Below are 19,451 nucleotides of genomic sequence, written 5' to 3' on the forward strand. Positions count from 1 at the left end.
GGCGGCAGCTCACGACCAGCTGCCGAGGACCGCGGGTACGGTTCGGGAGGTGAACCGCCACGTCACCGGAGCCCTGGCCCTCGCCGCTGTGGCAGGTGCCGTCCGCCTCGCCCCCCACCTCCGCCGCAAGACCGCCGCGGCGTCCGCGGTGGCCGTCGATCTGCGGTCGCCGGCGATGTTCGTCCCCCTGCAGGTCACGTCAGCGGCGACGGCCCGGTTCGTCCGCCGGCTCGGCAGCCCCCCGTTCTCGTTCCCGCCCCGGATCCGCCACGACGTGCGGACGGTGCCGGGTCGGGACGGCCGACCACCGGTCCGCGTGCACCTCTACGAGCGCGCCGACCGGGCCCGACCCACCGGTGTCCTCTACTGGATCCACGGTGGCGGGTTCGTCATCGGCAACCCCGAGCTGAGTCACGGCTACTGCACGATGTTCGCTGACGAGCTGAACGTCCTGGTGGTGTCGGTCGACTACCGGCTCGCCCCGGAGAACGTCTTCCCCGAGGGGCTCGAGGACTGCTACTCCGGGCTGCTCTGGGTCCAGGACCGCGCCGCCGAGCTGGGCATCGACCCGACCCGCATCGCGGTGGGCGGTGACAGCGCCGGCGGTGGCCTGGCGGCCTGTCTGGCCCAGCTCACCCACGACCGCGCCGAGGTCGACCTGTGCTTCCAGCTGCTCGTCTACCCGATGCTCGACGACCGGACGGTGCTGCGTTCCGACCACCGCGGCACCGGTGAGTTCATCTGGAGACCGGCGTCCAACGAGTTCGGCTGGACCTCCTACCTCGGCCGGCCGCCGGTGGCCGACGATGCTCCGGCGTACGCCGCCGGCGCTCGCCGCGCCGATCTGACCGGGCTACCGCCGGCCTGGGTCGGCGTCGGCGATCTCGATCTGTTCCACGCCGAGGACGTGGCGTACGCCGAACGTCTCCGGGCGGCCGGGGTGGAGTGCGAGCTGGTGGTCGTGCCCGGCATGTACCACGGCACCGACGGGTTGCCCGGGACCTCCGACAGCCCGACCATGATCGTCTTCAACGCGGCCAAGGTCGCGGCGCTGCGCCCCCACATCGGCTGACGACGCAGGGCGGCCGGCCGATCAACCGATGTGGCGCCGCACCTCGTCCATGAACCCGCCCGGATCCTCGACATACAAGGCGATCCGCTCGACCGTCTCGCGTCCGTGCGGCAGTCTGAACTCGATCGGCCGCTCCAGGGTGATCTCGATCGTGGTCTCCTCCCCGATCCGCAGATGGAGGGTGCGCATGCCGCCGTCGTCGGTGATCTTGGGTTCCTTGTCCTTGCGGACCCGCTTCCGCCGTGTCACGGCGTGGACGTCGTCCCAGGGCACCGAGAGGTCGATCTCGGACCCGGAGCGGACGCGGATGCCCTCGGGTCCCACCGCGTGCGGTCGGCAGATCATGCCGCAGAGCAGACCGACCATCCAGACCACACCCCAGAGACCCACCACCAGCAGGGGAATCCGGACCGAGGCCCAGCGGTGGACGATCAGGTCGACCACGACGAGCTCGACGACGGAGACGACGAGCAGGACGATCAGGATGGCCAGGACGGGCTGGTGATAGCTGAACGGCACGGCCCCCGTCGGCACCCGCGGCCGACGGAAGAGCCAGCGGTAGATGCTCTGGTAGCTGCGGATCTCCAGCCAGAACGCGCGGCGTGCAAGGGCGAGCACCACCTGCCACCACCGCCGGCGCGGTCTCGTCCGACCCCGGTCATCGGTCGCCGGACCCGCTGCGGTCGCGGTCACGTCGCCCCCGACGACCCGGGAGGCCCGGACGCCCCCGTGTCGATCATGGTGTGCAACCGCTCGGTGAGCCGGGCCAGCTGACGGTCGACCGCCCTCACCTCGCTCTGGGACCACCCGGCGACGAGAGCCTCGGCCGCCTGGTTCCGCTCCCGCTCCATCTGCGCCATCGTGGCGGCGCCGAGGTCGGTCAGCGTGACCAGCGTGGCGCGCCGGTCGCTCGGATGCGGTCGACGCTCGACGTAGCCGGCGTCGACCAGGGCGTCGACCAGACCGGTGATGTTGCGGGGGCTGACATCGAGGGCGCGGGCCAGGGACTGCTGGGTGCTCGGGCCTCGATGGTGCACCGCCCAGAGCAGATGCGTCCGGGCTGGAGTGAGCGCGGTGCCGGCGAACGACTGCGCCAGGTCGTGCTGGAGCAGCAGCGTGATCTCGAGCAACCGGTCGAAGATGCTGACGGCGGACGACATATCGTGAGCATACTTCACTATGTACAAGATTCCTCTATGTGCCGGTGCGCGTGCCGTGCACGGTTACGCTCGCGACGTGACCTCACTCGACGACGACCAGCCTCCACCGGCCCACAGCGCGGAGAGCGCGGCCCAGCTCCTGCGGGTCGGCGCCGCCCTGGTCGAGGCCTGGCAGGACTACCTGGTGGTGGCGGCCGCCGTGCGCCGTCCCGACGACGACGCGACCACCGATGACGCGTACGCGCGCGTGGTGCAGGCCATGGCCGTCTTCGACGTCGCCCATCTCGACCACCTGGAGTACCCGGCCCCGTTCGGCGACGTGGACGACCTCGAGTTCGACGACCAGCCGGAGGCATGAGGACCCGGTGCCGCCCGGGCTGCCGTGAGCAGGCCGCGAGCGGCACCCGCCCCGGACACTAGGATCCGGGCTGTGTCCCGGACGCCCCGCCCCCGACCACCGCGGGTGCCGGCGGCCCTGTGGCGGATGGCCACAGCGGCCGGGCTGGCCTTCTACCTCGACGCGGCCACGGTGATCTCGGTCTCATCGCCCTGCCGATCTGGACGACCCACTTCGCCCTGAGCCTCTGGCAGGTCGGTCTGCTCAGCGCCGGCCTGGCCGGAGCCATCGCCGTCGGAGCCCTGGTCGGCGGCTGGCTGGGCGACCGCCTCGGCCGGGCCCGGATGCTGACCGCCGACCTGGTCGTCTTCGCGCTCGGGACCGTGGTGATCCTGACCGCGGCCGGGTCGACCACGTTGATCACCGGTGTCGTGGTGGTCGGTCTCGCGGCCGGCGCCGACATGCCGACCGCGTTGGCCGTCATCTCCGACCGCGCTCCGAGCTGGGCCCGGGGCCGGTTGATCGGGCTGACCCAGGTGCTGTGGATCACGGCCATCCTCGCCACCTTCGCTCTCGGCTTCGGCGTCTCCGGTCTCGGCTTCCTCGGCACCCAGGTGCTCGTCGCCCACCTCGTCGTGCTGGCCGGAGCGACCCTGGTCCTGCGACTCGTGCTGACCGCCCGATCCCGGTCCACCGACCAGGACCCACCCAGCGCGCGGCTGACGGTGACGCCCCGGATCCTGCTGGGCGGCGGGATGGCGCTCCCGCTGGCGACGACCGGGCTGTTCCTGCTGTTCTGGAACGTCGCCGCCAGCACGCTCGGCGCCTACGGCACCTACCTCCTGGTCACCGTGACCGGGTTGACCCAGAGCCAGGCCACCGGGCTCGTGCTCGTCACCTTCCCGCCGGCGCTGGCGATGTCGGTGCTCTTCGTCCGCCTGGCCGACACGGTGTGGCGGGACCGGCTGTTCGTGGTCGCCCTGACCCTGCAGATCAGCGCGTTCGCCGCGGGGGCGCTGACGGGAGCGGCGATGGTCGGCGGGATGGTCGCGCTCACGGTGCTCTACAGCCTGTCGAACGTCTTCGCCGGTGAGGCGGCCTACAAGGTGTGGAGTCAGCTCCTGTTCCCCGCGGCCGCGCGGGCGACCGCTCTGGGGGTCACCTACGGCGTCGCCCGCGGCGCCGCGGCGGCGTTCGCCGTCGTCACCCCGACGCTGGTGGCCCGGGACGCCGCCGGCTTGTTGTGGTTCCTGACGGCCTGCGTCACCGCCTCGGGCATCTGCGGGCTGGTGATCACCCGGCACCCGCGGCTGCGCCCGATGCTGCGCCCGAGTCACGGGGCACCGTTCTGAGGACCGAGCGGCTCAGCTCGGACCGCACCGCCGATCCCAGGCCAACCGGTCCGCCAGCAGCTCCGCCAGATCGTCCATCGCCCGGACGTGTGCCGCGTCGCCGTCGGTCTGCCGGACGACCGGACCCCGGTCGGTGATGATCGCGACCGCGTAGGAGTCCAGCAGCCCCATCTGCCGGGTGACCCGGCCCTCACGCAACCAGCCGCCCTTGAAGGTGGTGGCACCGACGGTGCCGAGTCCCCAGCGATGGGCCCGGATCGGTCGCATCGACTCCAGCAGGTAGGCACTGGTCTCGGCGGAGACGACCTCCCCCGCCTCCAACGCCACCATGAAGCGCACCTGCTCGCGGAGCGACCAGGCCATCGTGCCCTCGTAGGAGTCCGGCGCGACCGTCGTCCGGTCCCCCACCGCACGCAGCACGGCGGTCATCGCGCGACCCGGCGAGCCCGGGATCCGCTGGCGGAGCGACCGCACGGCGTCGCCGTCAGAGCGCTCGAGGGCCGCCGTGACCAGTCGGCGGTCCGCTGCGCTCAGCTCCTCGGGATCTCCGCCGGCCGTGGTGGCCACGAACGCGGCCACCACCAGCACCTTGGACGTCGACCAGGCCTGCGATCCGGACACCCGCCCCTCGACCACGACCTCGTCGGGATCGTCCAGCGGGGCGAACGCGAGAGCCCGACCGGTGACCCCGGTCAGGGACAGCCGCTCCGGCACCATCCCGCAGGTCGACGATGAGGACCCCGCTGTCGACGACGGTCTGGACCGGGGCGGCGGGGAGGTCGCGGGCGGGGAGGTCGCGGGCGGGGCGGCCGGGGGCGAGGTGGCCGGGGGCGAGGTGGCCGGGGGTGCCGACGGGGTGGCCGTCTCACCCCGCTTCGGTGCTGAGGTCGTCGGTGTCACGGACTCCGGCGCGCCGGATCCGGGCGGGATCTGACCGCAAGCGGCGACCAGGAGGACCACGGTGGCCAGCACCCCGACGGTCCGCCCTCGCATCCGCCGACCCTACGTGGCCCCCCGACCCACCTGGTGAACGCCCGTTCGGTGAGTGCCGGCCCGGGTCTAGGGTCCGACCATGAGCTCCTCGATCCAGCACACCGTGGCGTTCCGTCTGCAGCACCCGGCGGGTTCCGACGCCGAGCGCGACTTCCTCACCGCGGCCCTCGCCCTGGCAGGCATCCCGGGCGTGCAGGAGTTCCGGCAGCTGCGTCAGGTCAGCCCGAAGAGCGACTTCACCTTCTCGTTCTCGATGCGGTTCGACGACGACGACTCCTACCGGGCCTACAACGAGCATCCCGTCCACGTGGCCTTCGTCCGCGATCGCTGGCAGGCCGAGGTGGCCGACTTCTCCGAGCTCGACTTCGTCGCCCTCGACTGAGAAGAGGCACCGGCCGCGGACGCCGTCCCTGCCGACGACCCGCGGTCAGGGCACGAACCGGTGCCCCACCCCGGGTTCGGTCAGGAAGTGTCGCGGGCGGCTGGGCTCGACCTCGAGCTTGCGCCGCAGCTGCGCCATGAAGACGCGGAGGTAGTTGCTCTCCTTGTCGTAGCTCGGACCCCACACCTCCCGCAGCAGGTCGCCCTGCCGGACCAGGGCTCCCGGCCGTCGGGTCAGGGTGTCCACCATCCGCCACTCGGTAGGGGTGAGGTGGACCGGTGCCCCGTTGAGCTCGGCGGCGTGCTCACCGAGATCGAGCCGGAGGGTGGCCGTGGTCACCACCCGACCCTCCGTGAGGGTGCCTGCCGGCGACTGTCTCAGGGCGGCACGGATCCGGGCCATCAGCTCCTCCACCCCGAACGGCTTGGTGACGTAGTCGTTCGCGCCCAGGTCCAGGGCCTCGACCTTGTCGTCGGAGGAGTGCCGCGCCGACAGCACGATCACCGGCACGGTGCTGAAGCCGCGCAACCGGCGCAGGACACTCACCCCGTCGAGATCGGGCAGACCCAGATCCAGCAGAACCAGGTCGGGGGTCTCCTCGGTCAGCACCTGCAACGCCGTGCGGCCGTCGTGCGCCACCTGCACCCGGTGGTCCCGCGCCCGCAGGTTGATCGCGAGCGTCCGGACGATCGCCGGGTCGTCGTCGACCACCAGGATCGTGGTCACCGGCTGTCTCCCGTCACAGCTGGCAGGTCGATCACCAGCGTGAGACCGCCGCCGGGGGTCTCCTCCGCCGTGAGCGCGCCGCCCATCGCCTCCATCAGACCACGCGCCACCGCCAGGCCGAGCCCGACACCGTCGCCCGCCGGCACGTCACCGACCCGCTGGAAGGGCTCGAAGATCCGCTCCAGCGACTCCGCCGGCACGCCCGGTCCCCGGTCCACGACCCGCAGGCTGACCCGGGGGCCGGCGTCGGCGCTCGTCCACCCGGAGGCCGACACCGCCACCGACGCGGCGTCGGTGTGCTTGAGCGCGTTCTCGACCACGTTGGCGATCACCCGCTCCAGCAGGCCCGGGTCGGCCGTCACGGGTGGCAGGTCGTCCGGCGCGGCCACCTCGATCTGCTCCGCACCGGGGAGGCTCCGCAGCGTCCACTCGGCGACCGAGGCCAGGTCGATCTCCGCGCTGAGCGAGGTGATGCTGCCGGTCTGCAGCCGACTCATGTCCAGCAGGTTGGCGACCAGGGCGTCCAACCGGTCGGCGGACTCCTCGACGGTGGCCAGCAGCTCCTCACGGTCCTCCGGCGACCAGGCGATGGCGGTGTTGCGCAGGCTGGAGGACGCCGCCTTGATGGCCGACAGCGGGGTCCGGAGGTCGTGCGACACCGCGGCCAGCAGCGCGGTCTTGGTCCGGTTCCCCTCGGCCAGCTCCTGGGTCGCCTCGGCGTCCGCCCGCGCCCGCCGCCGCTCCTCCAGCACGGCGAAGTGCGCGGCGTACGCGGTCAGCAGGCTCTGGTCCGACGCCTCCAGGGAGCGACCTCGCAGCATCAGCAGCAACCCGGAGCCGACCTCGATCCGCGCCTCGGGCGCGGCCTGGGGCGCCGCGCCCGCCCGGAGCCGGGGGGTCTCGGCGTCGGCCGGGCCCGACGGCGCATCGCCCCAGACCGCGACGGCCTCACCGGTGCCCCCGTCGACCAGGGCCGCCCCGGTCATTCCCAGCACCTCACCTGCCTGCCGCAGCAGCTCGACCCGGTCGTCCCCGGAGTGCAGCAGGCTGTGCGCCAGGACGGCCAGGGCGTTGGCCTCGGCCCGGGCCCGGACGGCCTCGGCGGTCCGCCGGGCGGACCGGTCGACGACGCTGGCCACCGCCACCCCGACCAGCACGAACACCGCGATGGCGAAGGCGTTCTCGGGGTCGGCGATGGTGAGGGTGCGGGTGGGGGGCACGAACAGGAAGTTCAGGGCCACGCTGGCCAGCAGGGCCGCGAGGACCGCGGGCCACAGACCACCGACCAGGGCGGCGCCGACGACCATGGTGAGCATCAGCAGCGACTCGGTCGGCAGACCGTGCAGATCCGGAGTCAGGTAGAGACCGAGGGCCAGCAGCGCCGTCCCCAGCACCGCCACGAGGTAGCCGGCGACCAACCGTGCCCGGCTCAGGGTCCGCCGTCGGGCCCGCTCCTGCCCGGACCGGCGGGCGTAGTCGTGGGTGACCACGTGGACGTCGATCTCGCCGGAGCGCGCGATGACCTCCTCGCCCACCCCGGGCCGCAGCACGGTGGACAGCCGACCGCGCCGGCTCGCGCCGATCAGCACCTGGCTGGCGTTGACGCCGCGGGCCACGTCCAGCAGGCCGTCCGCGGAGTCGTGGGCCACCACCGCCTGGAAGCCGCCCCCCATCTCGACCGCCGCCACGCGCCACCGCTCCAGCGCGTCGGGCGGGACCCCGGTCAGCCCGTCCCGGCGGGAGACGTAGACGGCCAGCCACTCCCCGCCCGCCGTCCGGGAGGCGATCCGGGCGGCCCGACGCATCAGGGCCAGCGACTCCGGCCCGCCGGACACCCCGACGACCACCCGCTCGCGGGTCGGCCAGCTGCCGGCGATCCGGTGCTGACCGCGGTAGCGCTCCAGCCCGGCGTCCACCCGATCGGCCAACCACAGCAGGGCGAGCTCACGCAGCGCGCCGAGATTGCCCTCCCGGAAGTAGTTGGCCAGGGCTGCGTCGACCTTGTCCGGGGCGTACACGTTGCCGTGCGCCATCCGGCGGCGCAGCGCCTGCGGGCTCATGTCGACCAGCTCGATCGTGGCGGCCGCTCGGACCACCTCGTCGGGCACCGTCTCGCGCTGCCGGATGCCGGTGATCGAGGCGACCACGTCGTTGAGCGACTCGAGGTGCTGGATGTTCACGGTGGTGATCACGTCGATCCCGGCCGCCAGCAGGGCCTCGACGTCCTGCCAGCGCTTGGCGTGACCGTCGGGCCGGTCGCCGGCGTTGGTGTGGGCCAGCTCGTCGACCAGGGCCACGTCCGGCCGCCGCGCCAGCACCGCGGGCAGGTCCAGCTCGCCCACCGCGAGCCCTGCGTGGTCGATCTGCCGCCGGGGGACCACCTCCAGTCCGCCGATGGCGGCCTCGGTCCTGGCCCGGCCGTGCGTCTCCACGAACGCGATCACGACGTCGGTGCCCCGCTCGGCCCGGCGCAGACCCTCGGCGAGCATGGCGTACGTCTTGCCCACGCCCGGCGCCGCCCCGAGGTAGACCCGCAACGCGCCCCGCTCCATGGCTTCAGTGTGCATCGATCACCGCAGGTCCCGCAGGTCGAGGTTCAGCTCGACCACGTTCACCCGTGGCTCACCCAGGAACCCCAGGGTGCGTCCCGTGGTGTGCTGCTGCACCAGCTGGCGTACGCGGTCGGCCGGCAGACCCCGGACCCGGGCGACCCGGTCGACCTGGAGCAACGCGTACGCCGGGGAGATGGACGGGTCGAGTCCCGACCCGGAGGCGGTGACCGCCTCGGCGGGGACGTCGGCGGGAGGCACCCCGTCGCGCCGGGCGATGGCGGCCCGCCGCTTCTCGATGGTGGCCACCAGCTCGGGGTCGTTCGGACCAGCGTTGCTGCCGCCGCTGGCCTGGGCGTCGTAGTCCCCGGCCGACGGCCGGGGCTGGAACCACTGGTCACCCCCGAAGGCCTGACCGACCAGCCGGGACGCCACCACCCGGCCGTCGACGGTGATCAGCGACCCGTCGGCCTGGTGCGACAACCCCAGCCGGCCGAGCCCGAGCACGAGCAGCGGGTAGGCCACGCCGAGCACGACGGTGAGGACGAGCACGGTCTTGAGCGCCGTGAGGAGCTGCCGTACGGATTCGGGCATGACGCCTTCCTAGAGCGCCAGCGCGGGCACCACGGTGCCGACGCCGACGAGAACGAGATCGATGATCTTGATGCCGATGAAGGGGGCGACGATGCCGCCCACCCCGTAGACGGCCAGGTTGCGGCGCAGCAGCCGCGAGGCGCTGACCGGTCGGTAGCGCACGCCCCGCATGGCCAGCGGGATCAGGGCGACGATGATCAGCGCGTTGAAGATCACCGCGGCCAGGATCGCGGACTCCGGCGAGTGCAGCCGCATCACGTTCAGGGTCGCGAGCCCGGGGTAGGCGGCCAGGAACAGGGCCGGGATGATCGCGAAGTACTTGGCGATGTCGTTGGCGACGGAGAAGGTGGTCAGCGCCCCGCGGGTGATCAGCAGCTGCTTGCCGATCTCCACCACGTCGATCAGCTTGGTCGGGTCGGAGTCGAGGTCGATCATGTTGCCCGCCTCCTTGGCCGCTGAGGTGCCGGTGTTCATGGCCACCCCGACGTCAGCCGCCGCCAGGGCCGGCGCGTCGTTGGTGCCGTCCCCGGTCATCGCCACCATCCGGCCGCCGGACTGCTCGGCCTTGATCAGCCGCATCTTGTCCTCCGGCGTGGCCTCGGCGAGGAAGTCGTCCACCCCGGCCTCGGCGGCGATCGCCTTGGCGGTGGAGGCGTTGTCGCCGGTGATCATGACGGTACGGATGCCCATCGCCCGCAGCTGGGCGAAGCGCTCGGCGATCCCCGGCTTGACCACGTCCTTGAGGTGGATCACCCCGAGCACCCGGCCGGCGTCGGCCGAGCGCTCGGCGACCACGAGCGGGGTGCCGCCGGAGGCGGCGATGTCCTCCACCGTGGCGGCGACCGGGCCGAGGTCGGCCGCCAGCCAGCCGGCCACGGCCCCGGAGGCGCCCTTGCGGATCTGCCGGTCCGTGCCGCCGAGGTCGACACCCGACATCCGGGTCTGGGCGGTGAACTCGACGATCTCACTTCCGCCGGGGGCGGGTCCGTCCGGCGACCCCTCGGCCACCGCGAGCTCGACGATCGAGCGACCCTCCGGGGTGAGATCGGCCAGGCTGGACAGGCGGGCGGCGTCCCGCAGGTCGTCGCGGCTCACGCCGGGTGCGGGGAGGAACGCCGAGGCGCGGCGGTTGCCCAGCGTGATGGTGCCCGTCTTGTCCAGCAGCAGCGTGGCGATGTCGCCCGCCGCCTCCACCGACCGCCCGGACAGGGCGATCACGTTCGCCCGGACCAACCGGTCCATGCCGGCGATGCCGATCGCGCTCAACAGGGCGCCGATGGTGGTCGGGATGAGACAGACCAGCAGGGCGACGAGGATGATCGGCGACGGCCGGGCCCCGGCGTAGGCCGCCATCGGGGCGAGGGTGGCCACCGCCAGCAGGAAGATGACGGTCAAGGAGGAGAGCAGGATCGACAGGGCGACCTCGTTCGGCGTCTTGCGCCGCGAGGACCCCTCCACCAGGGCGATCATCTTGTCCAGGAAGGACTCCCCGGGGGCGGCGGTGATCGTGACGGTGATCTCGTCGGAGAGCACGGTCGTGCCGCCGGTCACCGCGGAGCGGTCGCCGCCGGCCTCGCGGATGACGGGGGCGGACTCGCCGGTGATGGCCGACTCGTCGACGCTGGCCACCCCGGCCACCACGTCCCCGTCGCCGGGGATGATCTCGCCGGCGCTGACCAGCACCCGGTCTCCGGGCCTCAGGTGACTGCTCGGCACCACCGCGACGGAGCCGTCGTCGGTCAGCAACCAGGCCTGCGTCTCGGTCCGCGCCCTGCGCAGGGTGGCGGCCTGCGCCTTGCCCCGTCCCTCCGCGACGGCCTCGGCCAGGTTGCCGAAGACCACCGTCAACCACAGCCAGACGGCCACCGAGACCCCGAGGGTGGTCGGTTGGACGATCGCGCTGACGGTGGTCACCACGGAGCCGACCCAGACCACGAACATCACCGGCGTGTGCCACAGGTGCCGCGGATCCAGCTTCCGGAGAGCGCCGGGGAGGGCCGACCGGACCTGGGCCGGACTCAGGGCTGCGGAGGCCCGCCGCGATGATCGGTCGGCGGTCACGAGAGCGCCTCCGCGATCGGTCCCAGCGCCAGCGCCGGGAAGAAGGTGAGACCACTGACGAGCACGATGACTCCGATGAGCAGGGAGATGAACAGGGGGGTGTGGGTGGGCAGGGTGCCGCTGGAAGCGGGCACCGTGGTGCCGCGCGCGAGCCGCCCGGCGAGGGCGATCACCAGCACCATCGGCACGAAGCGGCCGAGCAGCATCGCCGCGGCCAGGCTCAGCTGGAAGAACGGTGACGTCACGGTGAGCCCGGCGAAGGCGCTGCCGTTGTTGTTGGCCGCGGAGGCGTAGGCGTACAGGACCTCGGAGAAACCGTGCCCGCCCACGTTGGCCATGGCGTCCGGGGTGCTGGACGAGGCCATCGCCACCCCGACCCCGATCAGCACCAGCGCCGGCGAGATCAGCACGTAGCCGGCCACCAGCGACATCTCCGCCGCACCGATCTTCTTGCCCAGCAGCTCCGGTGTCCGCCCGACCATCAGACCGGCGACGAACACCGCCACGATCGCGGCGACCAGGATGCCGTAGAGACCCGAGCCGACGCCGCCGGGCGACACCTCCCCGAGCAGCATGTTGACCAGCACGACGCCGCCACCCGCGGCCGTCATCGAGTCGTGCATGGCGTTCACCGCACCGGTGGAGGTGCCGGTGGTGGCGGTGGCGAACAAGGCGCTGGCCCACACACCGAGCTGGGTCTCCTTGCCCTCCATCGCGGCCCCGGCGGCAGCCGGGACCGCTCCCCGGGCGGCGACCTCCGCCCAGGTGGTCGCGGCCAGGGCCGCCGCCCACAGCACGGCCATGGCGGCCAGCAAGGCGTTGCCCTGGCGACGGCTGCCGAGCATCGTGCCGGCGGTCCGGGTGAGCGAGACCGGGATCACCAGCAGCGCGGCGATCTCGATCAGGTTGGCCAGCGGATTCGGGTTCTCGTACGGGTGGGCGGAGTTGGCGTTGAAGAAACCGCCGCCGTTGGTGCCGAGCAGCTTGATGGCTTCCTGGCTGGCCACCGGGCCGCCGGGCAGCGTCTGGGCGCCGCCCGCGACGGTGCTGATCAGCCGGTCCGGGGCGAGGTTCTGGATCACCCCGCAGGCGAGCAGCAGCACGGCGACCACGACGCTCAGCGGGAGCAGCACCCGGATCACGATCCGGATCAGGTCGACCCAGAAGTTGCCCAGCTCGCTGCTCTGCCGGGCCGCGAAGCCGCGCAGCAGGGCCGCGGCGACGGCGGTCCCGACCGCGGCGGAGGCGAAGTTCTGCACCGTCAAGCCCGCCGCCTGCGCGGTGTAGCCCAGAGTCGACTCGCCGGCGTACGACTGCCAGTTGGTGTTGGTGACGAAGCTCACGGCGGTGTTGAGCGCCATCGTCGGGCTCATCCCGGCCAGCCCACGGCTGTACGGCAGGTACGCCTGCCCCATCAGGATCGCCACCAGCACGAGGATCGAGACGAGCGAGAAGGCCAGCACCGCCAGGGCGTAGCTCCGGGCGTTCTGCTGGCCGTCGGGATCCACGCCGAGCAGGCGGTAGAGGCGCCGCTCGACGCGGAGGTGACGGGTCGGGGTGAGGACGGCGGTCAGGTGGTCGCCCAGCGGCACGTAGGCCAGGGCCAGGACGGCGAGCAGGGCGGCGACGGTCAGCAGGCCGGCGGCGGTGTCACCGAGCGGGGGCATCAGAACCGCTCCGGGAAGACGAGCGTCCAGAGCAGGTAGCCGACCAGGGCCGCGGTCAGCAGCAGCAGGACGACGGAGACGGCGGTCACCGACGCACCGGCCGGCAGCGAGGAACAGGGAGGGAGGACATCACCTGACCAAGGCAAGCCGTTCGGCGACAGCCGTCCGGCGGTCTTGGCGCGTTCCTGACAGGTCTTGACGTCATCTTGACGCTGGCCCGGCGGCGCCGACCGGGAGAGAATCAGGACGTGGACGAAAACCCGACACCGGTCGTCGTACGGCCGGCGAACCGCGCGAGCTGGTCGGACCTGCGGCAGGTCTTCGGCACCCGGGGGCCTGCTCCCCGCTGCTGGTGTCAGCGCTACAAGCTGGCTCCGAAGGAGTCGTTCGGGTCGGTGGCGGCGGAGGACCGGGCCCAGCGCCTGCGGGAGCAGACCGACTGTGGCCGACCCGACTCGTCCCGCACCAGCGGGCTGGTGGCCTACCTCGACGCCGAGCCCGTCGGCTGGTGTGCTGTTGAGCCGCGACCGCACTACGCCGGCCTGGTGCGGGTGTTCCGGGTCCCGTGGGAGGGACGCGACGAGGACCGCGCCGACCCTGGCGTCTGGGCGGTGACCTGTCTGCTCACGCGAGCCGGCTTCCGCCGGCGCGGCGTGAGCAGGGCCCTCGCGCGCGCCGCAGTCGACTTCGCCCGGGAGCGCGGCGCCACGGCCCTGGAGGCCTACCCGATCACCACCACCCAGGTCATCAGCGAGGAGCTGCACGTCGGTACGGTCGACGTCTTCGCCGAGGCCGGTCTCGTGCAGGTCAACCGCCCGAGCCTGCGTCGCGTCGTCCTGCGGATCGACTTCTGACAGCGACTCCCACCCCACGTCGAGGAGAACCGGATGCGCCGACTGACCTACCTGATCGGCGTCACCGTCGACGGCTTCATCGCCGGACCCGGTGACCAGATCGACTTCTTCCCGACCCCGGCGCCCTACCTGGAGCACCTGGCGACGGAGTACCCGGAGACCATGCCCACCCACGTGCGCGGCGCCCTCGGGATCGCCGACGCCCCGAACCGCCGCTGGGACACCGTGATCATGGGCCGGGGGACGTACGAGCCGGCGCTGGCGCTCGGCATCACCAGCCCGTACGCGCACCTGCGCCAGCTCGTGGTCTCCACCACCCTCGGCACCGACGACCCGGCGGTGGAGGTGGTCGCCGCCGACCCGGTCGCCCGGGTCCGGGAGCTGAAGGCCGAGCCGGGACTGGACCTCTACCTGGCCGGCGGGGCAGCTCTGGCCGGAGCGTTGGTGGACGAGATCGACGAGCTGGTGATCAAGCTCTACCCGGTTCTCGCCGGTTCCGGGGTGCACGTCGTCGCCGGCGCCGGTTTCGCGCCCCGGGCGCTGGAGCGCGTCGCTGCGAGGTCCTTCGACTCCGGGCACATGATCACCGAGTACCGCCGCCCCTGATCCGAATGCCCCTGTCCCGAACGCCCCTGACCCGGATGGCCCTGACCCGGATGGCCCTGTGCCTTGCCTGTGAGTTCTCCCGCGCGGGTCCGATCGAGTCGGCGCGGTTGTCCTTCGTCCGTAGACTCGCGGCCGAGACGTAGGCGAACAGAGAGGGTCCCGACGGTGCCCAAGCACCCAGCGAACAACTCCGGGAACGACAAGGGCGACAACCGCCGGCAGGCGCGGGAACGCGCCCGGCTGGAGGCGGCCAGGCTGCAGCGCCGACGCCGGACCACCCAGGCGATCGTGGTCGGCGTGGTCGCGCTGCTGGCCATCGGCATCGTCGCCTCAGCGGTGCTCCTCGGGCGCGCCGGCCGCAGTGAGCGCGTTCCCACCGCCTCCGCCGACGTCACCGTGGGCGGCACCTCCGTCCCGTTCGCCGTCGACGGTTCCGCGGTGCAGGTCGGCAAGGCCGACGCCAAGGTGACGATGGACCTGTGGGTCGACTACTCCTGCCCGCACTGCCAGGAGTTCGAGGCCGACAGCTTTGACGTGATCACCCAGAAGGTGGCCTCCGGGGCGCTCAAGGTCAACTACCACAACATCCAGATCGTCACCGCGTACGGGACCCAGGCCGGGAGTGCGGCCGCCTGCGTCGCGACCTACGCACCCGAGTCGTGGTGGGCCTTCAACGCCGCGCTCTACGCGAACCACAGCGCCGAGAACGACGGCTGGAAGGGTCCCCAGCTGGCCGACTTCGCCACCCAGCAGGGCATCATGAACAGCGACGCGCAGTCGTGCATCTCCGACCAGCGCTACACGTCCTGGATCTCCGACAACACCTCGGCGGCCAGCGAGGCAGGCGTCACCGGCACCCCGACGCTGTTCTTCAACGGTCAGCAGGCGGAGACGGTCAGCGGCGCCGCCCTTGGCGCCAAGATCGACGAGCTCGCCAGTGCCAGCTGAGGTCGCCCCAGAAGCTGACGTCGCCGCCCCAGACGCTGACGTCGCCGCCCCGGACGCTGACGTCGCCGCAGCGGAGCCGATCGACGGCGGCATCGACGGCCACCGCGGCTGGGGTCTGCTGCTGGTGGTGGGCTCGATCGTCGGGTTCGTGGCCGCGATGATCTTGACCATCGACCGGTTCAAGCTGCTCACCGACCCGCAGGTCGCCCTGGTGTGCGACATCAGCCCGTTCGTCACCTGCGGACCCGTGATGTCGTCGGCGGCCGGAGCGCTGTTCGGCTTCCCCAATCCCCTGCTGGGAATCGCCGGGTTCGCGATCGCGGGCACCACCGGGATGGTGCTGCTGGCCGGGGCGCGCCTGGCCCGCTGGTACCTGGTCTGCTTCGAGCTCGGCTGCCTGGCCGCCGCGGTGTTCCTCACCTGGTTGCAGACCCAGAGCCTGTACGTGATCGGCGCCCTCTGCATCTGGTGCATGTGCGTCTGGGCCGTGACGATCCCGATCGTGGTGGTCACCACTGCCCGGACCCTGAGCGCGGGCGCCTTCGGCGACGGTGCCCGGCGGGTCGGACGTCTGATCGGGGACTGGAAGATCGCCGTCATCGCGATCTGGTACCTGGTCGTCATCACCGCGATCGCCCTGCGGTTCTACCGCGAGTTCGCCCTGATGTGGTTCGGCATCGCGCTCTGACCCACCTTCTCGCTCGGGGGGAACGGGGCCCGGCCGCGAGCAGGGTCAGCGCGGGTAGACGACCGCCTTGAGACTGGCCGGGTCCAGGTCGGCCTCCAGCGCCTCGGCGGCGTGCTCCAGGTCGAACCGGCCGGTGACCAGCGCGTCCAGATCGACCTGACCACTGGCCACCAGGTGGATCGCCGCCGGCCAGGTGTCGGTGTAGCGGAAGATCCCGGTGACGGTGATCTCCAGGTTCTGGATGTGCTCGATCGGCAGGGTCATCTCCGGGTTGCCCAGTCCCACCAGCACGGCGGTCCCGGCGGGCCGCACCGCCCGGATGCCGTCGAAGACGGCCCGGGCCGAGCCGCTGGCGTCGACGAACGCGTGCACGTCCAGCCCCGCGGCGGCGATGTCGACCGCCGCCGGGTCGATGACCTTCGTGGCCCCGAACGACAACGCCCGCTCACGACGCTCCGGCACCAGGTCGGTGACGATGATCTCCGCCGCCCCGAACGCCCGCGCCGTCTGGGCGCAGATGATGCCGATCGGGCCGGCACCGGCGATCAGGATCGACGATCCCGGCGTCACCCCGGCCTTGCGCATCGTGGTGATGGCCACCGACAGGGGCTCCAGCAGGGCGGCCGCCTCGTCGGAGATCGAGTCCGGCAGGGCGTGGGCGAACTCGGTGCGGATCACGCAGTACTGCGCGAACGCGCCGTCGATCGGCGGGGTCGCGAAGAACTCCATGTTCGGGCACAGGTTGTAGTGCCCGGCCCGGCACTCCCGACACCGCCGGCAGTTCTTCTGCGGCTCGACGGCCACCCGCTCGCCGATCCGGGCGTCGGGCACGTCAGCACCCACCGCGACGATCCGGCCGGACAGCTCGTGGCCGAGGATGAGCGGGCCGGTGACCACGAAGTCACCGATCCGGCCGTGGCGGAAGTAGTGGGTGTCGGAGCCGCAGACCCCGACCGCCGCCACCTCGACCAGCACCTCGTCGTCGGCCACCGGTGGCGTCGGCACCAGCTCGACGGCCAGCTCCTTCACACCGGTGAGCACGCTGGCGCGCATCTGGTCGGGGACCTGGTCAACACTCATGGTCGCAACCTACCCAGCCGGGACGGGCTCGAGATGATGCGCCCCAGCCGACAGCTCCGCCACGGGTCCGCCCGGCAGCTCGACGTCCGCGGTCACCCCGTCCGGCACCTCGATGTCGAGCGTGAGCCCGTCCGGGCCGTCGGTCCAGGACACCGCCACCTCGCCGTACGGTGTCTGCAGCGACGAGCGGGCCCAGACGATGCCGCCGCCGGGCCGAGGTGCGACCCGGACCCGGCGGTAGCCGGGCTCGGCGGGGGCGATGCCGCCGATCGTGCGGTGCATCCAGTCGGCCACCGCACCCAGGGCGTAGTGGTTGAAGCTGGTCATCTCGCCGGGGTTGATGGTGCCGTCGGGCAGCATCGAGTCCCAGCGCTCCCAGATGGTCGTCGCGTCCATGGTCACCGGGTAGAGCCACGACGGGCACTCCGTCTGCAGCAGCAACCGGTAGGCGTCGTCGAGGTGGCCGGTGAGCGTGAGGGCGTCGGTCACGAACGGGGTGCCGGCGAAGCCGGTCTGGATGTGGTGACCGCCCTCGGCGACCAACGCCGCCAACCGGTCGCCGGCTCGGGCCGTCTGCGCCTCGTCCAGCACGCCGAAGACGATCGCCAGCGCGTAGACGGTGACGGCGTCGGAGCGCAGCGTTCCGTCGTCGAGCACATAGTGCTCGACGAACGCGGCGCGGGTGCGGGCCGCCAGGTCGGCGAAGAACGTCGCGTCCTCGTCACGGCCCAGCAACCGGGCGGACTCGGCCACCAGGTCGGCGCTGCGGACCAGGCAGGCGGTGGCCACCACCCCCGGGTCGGCCTTGGCCCGGGCCGCATCCTCCGGCGGAGCCGTCGGATCGAGCCAGTCGCCGAACTGGAAGCCGGTGTCCCACAGACCGGTCGGTGACACCTTCGAGGCCACCCGGCGGACGTGAGCGGCCATGGCCCCGTACGCGTCGGACAGCACGGAGACGTCGCCGTAGGCCTGGTAGACCGCCCAGGTCACCCACACCGCCGCATCGCTCCAGACCGCCGTGCTGTCCGGGGCGGGGAACTCCGGCGGGTGCTCGAGGTACTTCAGCACGTCCGGGACGACGAACGGCACCATGCCGTCGGCGTGCCGCTGCTCGGCGTCGAGATCGCGCAGCCAGTCCCGCAGGAAGTCGGAGGAATCGAACAGGTAGACCGCGGTCGGCGCGAACGCCGCCAGGTCGCCGGTCCAGCCGAGGCGCTCGTCCCGCTGCGGGCAGTCGGTCGGCACGTCGACGAAGTTGCCGCGCGCGCCCCAGACCACGTTGCGGTGCAGGCGGTTGAGCAGCTCGTCGGAGCACTCGAAGGTGCCGATCCGCTCCAGGTCGGTGGAGACCACCACGGCGGTCAGGTCGTCAGCGGTCAGCCCTCCGGGCCAGCCGTCGACCTCCAGGTAGCGGAAGCCGTGGAAGGTCAGCGTCGGCTCGAAGAAGTCCTCGTCCCCACTCAGGGTGAGCCGGTCGGTGGCCTTGGCCGACCGCAGCGGACGGGTGCCCAGCTCCTCGTGCTCGAGCACCTCGGCGTGACGCAGGGTGATGACCGACCCGGCCGGTCCCTGAACGGTGAACCGCACCCAGCCGACCAGGTTCTGACCGAAGTCGACCAGGGTCCGTCCGCTCGGGGAGGTCCAGATCCGCTCGGGGACGCGCTCGCCGACCCGCCGCACCGGCGGTGAGGAGTAGGGCTCCAGCGTCGTGAGGTCCCGCTCGCCGACGTGCACCCCGACCCAGCCGTCGGCGGCGAAACCGGGCCGCAGCCAGTCGTCCGACGCCAGCCGGGCGTCGACGTCCTGGCCGTCGTAGAGGTCGTTGGCGGTCACGGCCGACGGTCCCGCCCTCCAGTCGGTGTCGGTCACGACGCGTTGCCCGTGCCCGTCGGCGTACGTGATCTCGAGCTGGGCCAGCGCGCCGAGCTCGTCGCCGTAGTAGTCGCGGCCACCGCTCCAGCCGAGTCGACCCCGGTACCAGCCGTTGCCCAGCGCCAGCCCGAGCACGATCGGGGCCGGGTCCTCGCCCACGGCCAGCAGGTCGGTCACGTCGTAGCTGCGGTAGCGGAGCCGCCACTCGTAGCTGCTCCAGCCGGGGCTGAGGACGTCGTCACCGACCCGTGCACCGTTCAGGTGGGCCTCGAACACCCCGTGCGCGGTGGCGTGCAGGACGGCCGCTGTCACCGGCCCGTGACCCGGCTCGAGGGTGAACTCGGTCCGCAGCAGCGGAGCACCGGCGAAGTCGTCATCGGGACTGATCAGCCGCGCAGTCCAGTCGACGGTGTCTTCAGCGGGCGGGGTGGCTTCAGCGGGCGGGGTGGACACGGTGGCGAGGGGTGCGGACGGCACTATCCGGTTCTCCTTCGAACGGGCGGTGAATCG

The 19,451-nt window shown here is 72.2% G+C and carries 20 protein-coding genes; 9 read left to right on the forward strand and 11 right to left on the reverse strand.

Going from position 1 to position 19,451, the window contains the following annotated elements; genetic code table 11:
* The first annotated feature begins 49 nt into the window (after window positions 1-49).
* A complete protein-coding gene (locus ABD714_RS06290; protein WP_344811449.1) occupies window positions 50-1,072 on the forward strand; it encodes an alpha/beta hydrolase in 1,023 nt (340 codons plus the stop codon).
* A 21-nt stretch (window positions 1,073-1,093) separates the two neighbouring features.
* Here ABD714_RS06290 and ABD714_RS06295 read toward each other — a convergent pair whose 3' ends face one another.
* Window positions 1,094-1,765 (reverse strand): hypothetical protein, encoded by a 672-nt coding sequence (locus ABD714_RS06295; RefSeq protein ID WP_344811450.1) that lies wholly within the window; start codon window positions 1,763-1,765, stop codon window positions 1,094-1,096.
* Complete coding sequence (locus tag ABD714_RS06300; RefSeq protein ID WP_344811451.1) at window positions 1,762-2,232, reverse strand: MarR family winged helix-turn-helix transcriptional regulator; 471 nt, start codon at window positions 2,230-2,232, stop codon at window positions 1,762-1,764. Before ABD714_RS06300 ends, ABD714_RS06295 begins: the two co-directional genes overlap by 4 nt.
* A 76-nt stretch (window positions 2,233-2,308) precedes the next feature.
* Here ABD714_RS06300 and ABD714_RS06305 point away from each other — a divergent pair, with 76 nt between their 5' ends.
* Both ABD714_RS06305 and ABD714_RS06310 read left to right on the forward strand, forming a co-directional pair.
* The gene (locus tag ABD714_RS06305; protein ID WP_344811452.1) at window positions 2,309-2,590 is read left to right on the forward strand and encodes a hypothetical protein; all 282 of its coding nucleotides are present in this window, start codon (window positions 2,309-2,311) and stop codon (window positions 2,588-2,590) included.
* A 119-nt stretch (window positions 2,591-2,709) separates the two neighbouring features.
* Window positions 2,710-3,921 (forward strand): MFS transporter, encoded by a 1,212-nt coding sequence (locus ABD714_RS06310; RefSeq protein ID WP_344811453.1) that lies wholly within the window; start codon window positions 2,710-2,712, stop codon window positions 3,919-3,921.
* Window positions 3,922-3,933: 12 nt separating this feature from the next.
* Here the strand turns inward: ABD714_RS06310 and ABD714_RS06315 are convergent, their stop codons facing one another.
* A complete protein-coding gene (locus ABD714_RS06315) occupies window positions 3,934-4,638 on the reverse strand; it encodes a serine hydrolase (RefSeq protein ID WP_344811454.1) in 705 nt (234 codons plus the stop codon).
* Here ABD714_RS06315 and ABD714_RS06320 point away from each other — a divergent pair.
* Both ABD714_RS06320 and ABD714_RS06325 read left to right on the forward strand, forming a co-directional pair.
* Window positions 4,604-4,855, forward strand: coding sequence for a hypothetical protein (locus ABD714_RS06320; protein ID WP_344811455.1), 252 nt, complete (start codon window positions 4,604-4,606; stop codon window positions 4,853-4,855). The two genes, ABD714_RS06315 and ABD714_RS06320, sit on opposite strands and share 35 nt — an antisense overlap.
* A gap of 138 nt (window positions 4,856-4,993) precedes the next feature.
* Window positions 4,994-5,296, forward strand: coding sequence for a Dabb family protein (locus ABD714_RS06325; protein ID WP_344811456.1), 303 nt, complete (start codon window positions 4,994-4,996; stop codon window positions 5,294-5,296).
* Window positions 5,297-5,341: 45 nt separating this feature from the next.
* On the opposite strand, the gene ABD714_RS06330 is transcribed toward ABD714_RS06325, so the two are convergent.
* The 6 genes from ABD714_RS06330 to ABD714_RS06355 are packed head-to-tail and all read right to left on the reverse strand — an operon-like array spanning window position 5,342 to window position 12,982.
* The gene (locus ABD714_RS06330; protein ID WP_344811457.1) at window positions 5,342-6,022 is read right to left on the reverse strand and encodes a response regulator; all 681 of its coding nucleotides are present in this window, start codon (window positions 6,020-6,022) and stop codon (window positions 5,342-5,344) included.
* Complete coding sequence (locus tag ABD714_RS06335) at window positions 6,019-8,574, reverse strand: DUF4118 domain-containing protein (RefSeq protein WP_344811458.1); 2,556 nt, start codon at window positions 8,572-8,574, stop codon at window positions 6,019-6,021. The genes ABD714_RS06330 and ABD714_RS06335 overlap by 4 nt, the downstream gene beginning before the upstream one ends.
* A gap of 18 nt (window positions 8,575-8,592) precedes the next feature.
* Entirely contained in the window at window positions 8,593-9,165 is a 573-nt protein-coding gene (kdpC, locus tag ABD714_RS06340) for a potassium-transporting ATPase subunit KdpC (protein WP_344811459.1), read from the reverse strand.
* 9 nt (window positions 9,166-9,174) lie between these two features.
* Complete coding sequence (gene kdpB, locus ABD714_RS06345) at window positions 9,175-11,226, reverse strand: potassium-transporting ATPase subunit KdpB (protein WP_344811460.1); 2,052 nt, start codon at window positions 11,224-11,226, stop codon at window positions 9,175-9,177.
* Window positions 11,223-12,893, reverse strand: coding sequence for a potassium-transporting ATPase subunit KdpA (gene kdpA, locus ABD714_RS06350; protein ID WP_344811461.1), 1,671 nt, complete (start codon window positions 12,891-12,893; stop codon window positions 11,223-11,225). Before kdpA ends, kdpB begins: the two co-directional genes overlap by 4 nt.
* Entirely contained in the window at window positions 12,893-12,982 is a 90-nt protein-coding gene (locus ABD714_RS06355; protein WP_344811462.1) for a potassium-transporting ATPase subunit F, read from the reverse strand. The genes kdpA and ABD714_RS06355 overlap by 1 nt, the downstream gene beginning before the upstream one ends.
* A gap of 159 nt (window positions 12,983-13,141) precedes the next feature.
* On the opposite strand from ABD714_RS06355, the gene ABD714_RS06360 reads away from it, so the two are divergent.
* From ABD714_RS06360 to ABD714_RS06375, 4 genes are all read left to right on the forward strand, one after another.
* A complete protein-coding gene (locus ABD714_RS06360) occupies window positions 13,142-13,747 on the forward strand; it encodes a GNAT family N-acetyltransferase (RefSeq protein WP_344811463.1) in 606 nt (201 codons plus the stop codon).
* Window positions 13,748-13,780: 33 nt separating this feature from the next.
* Entirely contained in the window at window positions 13,781-14,353 is a 573-nt protein-coding gene (locus tag ABD714_RS06365; protein WP_344811464.1) for a dihydrofolate reductase family protein, read from the forward strand.
* 165 nt (window positions 14,354-14,518) lie between these two features.
* On the forward strand, window positions 14,519-15,301 hold the full coding sequence (locus ABD714_RS06370; RefSeq protein WP_344811465.1) for a DsbA family protein: 783 nt from the start codon (window positions 14,519-14,521) through the stop codon (window positions 15,299-15,301).
* Entirely contained in the window at window positions 15,291-15,989 is a 699-nt protein-coding gene (locus ABD714_RS06375) for a vitamin K epoxide reductase family protein (protein WP_344811466.1), read from the forward strand. Before ABD714_RS06370 ends, ABD714_RS06375 begins: the two co-directional genes overlap by 11 nt.
* 45 nt (window positions 15,990-16,034) lie before the next feature.
* Here ABD714_RS06375 and ABD714_RS06380 read toward each other — a convergent pair whose 3' ends face one another.
* On the reverse strand, window positions 16,035-17,069 hold the full coding sequence (locus ABD714_RS06380; RefSeq protein WP_344811467.1) for an NAD(P)-dependent alcohol dehydrogenase: 1,035 nt from the start codon (window positions 17,067-17,069) through the stop codon (window positions 16,035-16,037).
* Between the two features lie 9 nt (window positions 17,070-17,078).
* Window positions 17,079-19,418 carry an alpha-L-rhamnosidase gene (locus ABD714_RS06385; RefSeq protein ID WP_344811468.1) on the reverse strand — a complete coding sequence of 780 codons (2,340 nt, stop codon included), beginning with the start codon at window positions 19,416-19,418 and terminating at the stop codon, window positions 17,079-17,081.
* Window positions 19,419-19,451 lie beyond the last annotated feature (33 nt).

The sequence above is a fragment of the Microlunatus aurantiacus genome, from assembly GCF_039536605.1.
GTDB lineage: Bacteria > Actinomycetota > Actinomycetes > Propionibacteriales > Propionibacteriaceae > Microlunatus > Microlunatus aurantiacus.